General features: G+C 60.1%; 7 protein-coding genes. 3 read left to right on the top strand and 4 right to left on the bottom strand.

Annotated elements, in window-relative coordinates; genetic code table 11:
• Positions 1 to 49 precede the first annotated feature (49 nt).
• Genes CS903_RS08155 through imuA' form a run of 3 tightly spaced genes read right to left on the bottom strand, consistent with a single transcriptional unit; the run spans position 50 to position 2,860 of the window.
• Positions 50 to 676 carry a thymidine kinase gene (locus CS903_RS08155; RefSeq protein WP_099333057.1) on the bottom strand — a complete coding sequence of 209 codons (627 nt, stop codon included), beginning with the start codon at positions 674 to 676 and terminating at the stop codon, positions 50 to 52.
• 19 nt (positions 677 to 695) lie between these two features.
• A complete protein-coding gene (locus CS903_RS08160; RefSeq protein ID WP_099333058.1) occupies positions 696 to 2,327 on the bottom strand; it encodes a DNA polymerase Y family protein in 1,632 nt (543 codons plus the stop codon).
• Positions 2,327 to 2,860: a DnaE2-dependent mutagenesis accessory factor ImuA' gene (gene imuA', locus CS903_RS08165; RefSeq protein ID WP_099333059.1), complete on the bottom strand. Its 534-nt coding sequence runs from the start codon at positions 2,858 to 2,860 to the stop codon at positions 2,327 to 2,329. The genes CS903_RS08160 and imuA' overlap by 1 nt, the downstream gene beginning before the upstream one ends.
• 151 nt (positions 2,861 to 3,011) lie before the next feature.
• Between imuA' and CS903_RS08170 the strand changes: the two genes are divergently transcribed.
• On the top strand, positions 3,012 to 3,473 hold the full coding sequence (locus tag CS903_RS08170; RefSeq protein WP_099333060.1) for a tRNA (cytidine(34)-2'-O)-methyltransferase: 462 nt from the start codon (positions 3,012 to 3,014) through the stop codon (positions 3,471 to 3,473).
• On the opposite strand, the gene CS903_RS08175 is transcribed toward CS903_RS08170, so the two are convergent.
• Positions 3,470 to 3,979: a hypothetical protein gene (locus CS903_RS08175; RefSeq protein WP_099333061.1), complete on the bottom strand. Its 510-nt coding sequence runs from the start codon at positions 3,977 to 3,979 to the stop codon at positions 3,470 to 3,472. The genes CS903_RS08170 and CS903_RS08175 overlap by 4 nt on opposite strands.
• A gap of 195 nt (positions 3,980 to 4,174) precedes the next feature.
• Between CS903_RS08175 and lpdA the strand changes: the two genes are divergently transcribed.
• Both lpdA and CS903_RS08185 read left to right on the top strand, forming a co-directional pair.
• Positions 4,175 to 5,551, top strand: coding sequence for a dihydrolipoyl dehydrogenase (gene lpdA / locus CS903_RS08180; protein ID WP_099333062.1), 1,377 nt, complete (start codon positions 4,175 to 4,177; stop codon positions 5,549 to 5,551).
• Between the two features lie 29 nt (positions 5,552 to 5,580).
• Positions 5,581 to 6,235 (top strand): biotin/lipoyl-containing protein (locus tag CS903_RS08185; protein WP_306345679.1); only part of this gene is annotated, 655 nt, incomplete at its 3' end.

Here is a 6,235-nt window from a genome sequence, read left to right on the forward strand (position 1 = left end):
TGCGGAAATGTCACGTTGGTTCGCACGGTTTGGTCTTTTGCCCGAGCAGTTACCCGAATGAACCGCCCGATTCTTCGAGGTAGCAGGAAGCGCAGAGGGATTCGTAGCTAACCCCGGCCCCGTCAATGGAGATCTGATCACCTGCGAAGATGAACCGCCCATCCACTTGACGCCCGTTAAGGATGGCCTTCTTACCGCAGCGGCAAATGGTCTTTAGCTCTTCCAGTGTGTTCGCAAGGGCTAGAAGCCGCTGTGACCCGGGAAAGATATGGGTCTGAAAATCAGTTCGCAGCCCGTAGGTGAGAACGGGAACCCCATCAAGAGTGGCGATGCGTTGCAGGTCCTCAACCTGCTCTCCGGTGAGGAACTGAGCCTCATCTACCAGCAGTGCTGCAACGGGAGGCAGATTGTCAACAGTGGCAACCAGGGCGTCGGGATCGTAGCCGCGCGCATGGCGAGCAAACAGTTCCCGAACATCATCCTGGGGGGTAATAAGGAAATCAACCTCCCGGGCAACTCCCAGCCTGGAGATAATCTGCGCGTCCCCCTTGGTATCCACGGCCGGCTTGGCCAGCAGGACCCGCTGGCCTCGTTCCTCGTAGTTGTAGGCCACCTGCAGCAGCGCAGTTGACTTACCCGAGTTCATTGCTCCGTAGCGAAAGTACAGTTTTGCCATCTTCCCTCCCGTGGTGAGTTTAGCGATGGATTTCGGTGGTGGCATACACGCCCTCAACCCACCATTCAGGCCCCCGCTGTACGAGGAGCAGATCCGAGGCCCCGGTTCGTGAAACTCTCAGATAGCAGCGCGGGGCATGGGCTTTATTTTCGGGACTCCACCACCGTCCTCGAACCATCCATAATCCCCTGGTCTCGGAAAGGGGGTGGTTGCCCGAAGGGAGCTCTGGATGATCTGTGCTGAGAATCAGATAGCGGGGACTTCCATTGAGAAACCCCCTGCGATTCACCCAGACTCGCCCGGTTGTCCCCTCTCTTCTTTCCCCCATGAGAAGGGCCGAGGGCGGTTTCTCAAAGAGGATAATCGGCGGGGAGGCAACCGCCCCTTCCCATGGCCCACTGCGCGGGGGCAGATCTTCCACTTCCGTACCCCAGGACTGGAACAGGCTTCGAGAACGAGGATCAAACCCACCGTGGATGATGGGAAGAACCGCCGCCTCTTCGCCCAGCATCGCCTGTACCTCTTCAACCGCAAGTCCCGCCTTACGCCGGGACTGACTTCCACCCCAGAGGGGGTCCAGTTCAGGTATCTGCGCCGGATAGAGGGCTGCCACTCTAATCCAGCGCAGGGCGTTGTCGTCTGCGGACCCCTCGAGAGCTGAGGAAGCATCCGACATTCCCCTGAGCTGCCAGGTGATTCTTTTCCCCACCTGTGAGGAAGACATGGCATCGAGGAGTGTCCAGGTTCGTTCGGAGACCACCCCACCACTGCGTTCAATGGAGATACGAACCGTTGAGGAGTAGAGCCCCCTTTGAACGAGAAGATCCGAAAGGCTGTTGGCAGCGCGCCGAACCGCAAACAGAGCCTGCTCAACAGACAGGGCCGGCGGATCCACTTCCACCTCAACCCCCACCTCTCCCACACTTCGTGAGACTGTCTGAGCCAACTCGCCCTCTCCGGTGGCAACGCGCCACAGCGCCTGCCCACTGGCTCCGAACCGTGTCAGTAGAGAGGCGCCCCCGAGTTCACGCAGCTGACCCACCGTATGAACACCAAGTGCGGCCAGGGTGGGAAGTTCTTTCCCCACCTCCCGTCTTTGACGGGGAGGAAGATCTTCCACCAGCTGCTGAAGCTGTTGGCGACCTAGAAAACGCTCCGTTTCAGATGGGGGAACAATGACACCCTGGCGCGCTGCGAGCAGGGCACCCGCAAGCGAGTCCGCAATCCCCACCTGGCACTCAGCCCCTGTTTGTAGCGCCACCTGTTCAGCAAGCTCAGACGCCAACTCTCCCTCACCTCCGGCCCACTTTGCAGGCCCCCGAGCCAGTGCGAATGCCAAACCGGGCTTCACAGCCACCACACCGGGTGCGAAGTCGTCAAAGACCTGCAGGATCACCTCGAAGGCAGCGCTCTCACGTTCATCGTCCGGGGGAAAAATCAGGAGGCCGGGGCAGTTGTACTGAGCCATCACCTGCCTCATCCCCACCCTGACTCCGAGGCGGAACGCAGAGGGGGTGACCACCGTGACGTGTCCGCGACGAACCACCGCTGCGGGAGCCCCCACGGGTACATCAACGACCAGGGCATTGAGTTCCCAGTTGGGGACCCACAGGGCCACGTATCGAGGCAGTTTTGCCCCTCTACTCCCCATCAGGAAGCCTCTTTTCTGTACCTCAACAGCGGATTCTCTACCACCGGTCTGTCCTCTAGATGGTCGGTGAGTGGGAGACTGACGGTCATCCAGGGGCGCATGGTCAAAATGGTGGCCCCGACGGTACGAGCCCTGGCAGCCAGGGCCCTCTGATGGCGGGGGTCCACCCCAACGTTGCCAACAACAACGATCGAAAAACCCTCAAGGAGACTGCCAATAACCTTGACCCCCTGCTCCCCCACAGAGCGGATAAGCACAATGCGGCTGAGATCAACCCCGAGTTCTTCAACCCCCTCCCAGGAGACATCACGCAGATCAACCACAGCCACAAACTGTTCGGGCCTAATCATCCGTGCCAGAGCCCGGGCCGCCCCTTCAATGGTTCCGTCCAGGTGGTAAACCCCCCGGCCCGAAGCTTCCCTCCCCCGGATCTTTTCAGGCGCGGGCACAACTTCCTGGCGTGCTTCAACCCGGGCTAAAACAGCCCTGGCCTGACGCAATCTGTCTTCTTGCTGCGCAAAGAGACCTGCCATAATCCACCCCCGACTCGAACATATGTTCGATCATAAAGGTCTGCTCCGACATCTGCGAGCCCCACCTCAATCCCGTTGACTACGTCAAATCTCACCGTGAGAATCGACGCTGAAACTACGCTCTTTCCCGCCGAGGTGAAACAATGGCGCGGTGCTTCACATTGCTTTCTTCGAGCCCCGCATCCCCGGCAACACCGGTGCTGCTATCCGTCTAGCGGCCTGCACCGGAGCCATGCTGCACCTGGTCGAACCCCTCGGCTTCGACATGGAGGACACCAAGTTACGCAGGGCCGGACTGGACTATCACGACCTAGCACACGTGAAGACACACCCCGATCTCGATTCTCTCCTCGCAGAGATACCGGGTCGCATCTGGGCTTTCACCGGACGAACCAACCGCACCTACACCGAGGTTGAGTATGCGGACGGGGACTGCCTTCTCTTCGGTGCTGAACCGGACGGCCTCCCGCAGTGGGTCATGGATGACCCCCGCCTGACGGCCCTCATTCGTATAAATATGGTCGGGGGAGCCCGTTCACTAAACCTGGCTAACGCGGCATCTATCGTCACCTATGAGGCGTGGCGCCAACTGGGATTCAACGGCGGAAACTAGCCGGTACCGCCCTCGGTAATCTCCCGGTCACGCCACGGGGCACGCTCAATCCCTTCGGCAATCTCAACAATGCGCCTCGGGTTTGACCACCACAGCCAGACGATGCCCACGGCGGGAAGAATCAGGCTGACAAACCAGGCGTGAACCCCGAAATCAGTCCACGGGGACCAAACCGAGGCGGATCTAAGTCCCAGCAGTCCCGTCAGCACGGGTCCCCCGAGCGCGGCACTCACGCTCACCCACGCCACCTTGCGCATCCTGCGCCCGTTATGGGTGAGCCCAATGGCAGCCAGCAGGTAGATGATCCCCGCCAAAAGAGTCACCAGCGGAACCCCGGCATCCCCGGAAGTGTCCACGAACAGCTGGGTCACCGCAACCACCGAAAGGGCGACCCCGGCAATCCAGAAGGCAGCCATAACCAGGCGACCTAGACCAAGTGACGCCCCCCGCTCATCTCGTAGCGCGGCAGCGGAGCCCTCGGTCGGGGTGGGGGCCTGAAAACTCATCTTCTCAGTCTACTTAGTGACGATGCGGGCTAGGAGCGAGTGGGAAATTCATTCACAGCACAATCCTGGGACCCCTGTCCTAGAAGAACGTGGCAGGTCTTGCACCCTCTCCCCTACGCCAGCGCGCTTCCACATGTGACAATAGAGAGGTACAACCACGGCGGTTGAAGGTTGAAGTCAAGGAGTTGAGGACACTTGAGTGAAGCAGACTACGACATTGTCATACTAGGCGCCGGTTCCGGAGGTTACGCAGCAGCGCTGCGCGCCGGACAGCTGGGGCTTAGGGTCGCGTTGATCGAAGGGGACAAGGTCGGTGGCACATGCCTGCACCGTGGCTGCATCCCCACCAAGGCTTACCTGCACGTAGCAGAGACTGCAGACGCGATTCGTGACGCTGGCCCCATCGGTATCGATGCCAGCCTGAACGGAATCGACATGGTCAAGGTTGGCGAGTACCGCGACAACATTGTCAACAAGCTCTACCGGGGTGTTGAGGGCCTACTAGCCTCCCGCAAGGTTGAAGTAATCAAGGGGTGGGGCCGCGTCACCAGCCCGAACACCATTGAGGTGAACGGCAAGACCATCACGGGCAAGAACCTTATTCTTGCCACCGGCTCGTACTCACGCACTCTCCCTTCGCTACCAATCGAAGGCCGCGTCATCACCTCCGAGCAGGCCCTGCAGATGGAGTGGATCCCGAAGCACGCGATCATCCTCGGTGGCGGCGTAATCGGTTCTGAGTTTGCCTCCGCTTGGAAGTCCTTCGGAGCTGATGTGACCATCGTTGAGGGCCTTCCCCACCTGGTTCCAAACGAGGACGAGGTCATTTCGAAGACCCTGGAACGCGCCTTCCGTAAGCGTGGTATCAAGTACCACCTCAACTCTCGTTTCGCGGGTGTCACCCAGGATGAGAATGGCGTGCACGTCTCGACTGAAGACGGTAAGACCATTGATGGCGACCTCCTTCTCGTTGCAATCGGACGCGGCCCTGTCACCCAGGATCTCGGTTTTGAGCAGATCGGTGTCAACATGGATCGCGGTTTCGTCCTAACCGACGAGATGTGCCGCACCGGGGTCCCTGGCGTCTACGCGGTTGGCGATATCGTTCCCGGACTGCAGCTCGCCCACCGGGGTTTCCTCCAGGGCATCATGGTTGCCGAAGAGATCGCGGGTCTAAGCCCCGATCCGGTTGATGAGAACACCATTCCACGTGTCACCTTCACCGAACCGGAAATCGCTTCGGTTGGTCTGACTGAAGCACAGGCCAAGGAAAAGTACGGCGCGGACAAGATCAAGTCCGTGGACTACAACCTGGCGGGCAACGGAAAGTCCAACATCCTGGGGACCACTGGCCTCATCAAGCTGATTGGTGTTGAGGACGGCCCCATCGTTGGTTTCCACTCCATCGGGGCTCGTGTTTCTGAGCAGATCGGTGAGGGCGAACTGATTGTTGGCTGGGAGGCTTACCCGGATGATGTCGCGAAGCTTATCCACGCCCACCCGACACAAAATGAGGCGATTGGTGAGGCCGCAATGGCACTCGCTGGCAAGCCCCTACACGCACACGACTAGAGACAGATAGCAGGAGAAAAAGGATAACCATGGCACAGTCCATCAAGATGCCGGCCCTCGGCGAGTCGGTAACAGAAGGCACCGTCTCAGCGTGGCTCAAGAGCGTGGGCGACACGGTCGAGGCCGATGAACCCATCGTTGAGGTTGCAACCGATAAGGTCGACTCTGAAGTCCCCTCCCCCATCTCTGGCGTTCTGCTTCAGATCCTGGTTGAAGAGGACGAAACCGTAGAGGTCGGAACCGATATCGCCATCATTGGCGAACCCGGCGAAGCCGTTGGTGGCGCACCCGCCGCAGAGGCTGCACCGGCACCCGAAGCCCCGGCTCCCACCGCGGTCGAAACTCCGGCGCCTGCTGCTGCTCCGGTAGTGGCTTCCGGTGATGTCACAGAGGTGAAGATGCCCGCCCTCGGCGAGTCTGTCACCGAAGGAACCGTCTCCGCTTGGCTCAAGAGCGTCGGGGACAAGGTTGACGCAGACGAACCCATTGTTGAGGTCGCAACCGATAAGGTCGACTCTGAGGTTCCCTCTCCCATTGAGGGCTACCTGGTCGAGATCCTGGTTGAAGAGGACGACACCGTTGAGGTTGGAACTGTTGTCGCCCGAATCTCCACCTCTCCGGCAGGTTCCGCCCCGGCTGCGGCCCCGGCAACCGCGCCGGCACCGGCAGCGGCAGCTGCACCCG

The organism is Actinomyces minihominis, assembly GCF_900187855.1.
In the GTDB taxonomy this organism is placed as follows: Bacteria; Actinomycetota; Actinomycetes; order Actinomycetales; family Actinomycetaceae; genus Scrofimicrobium; species Scrofimicrobium minihominis.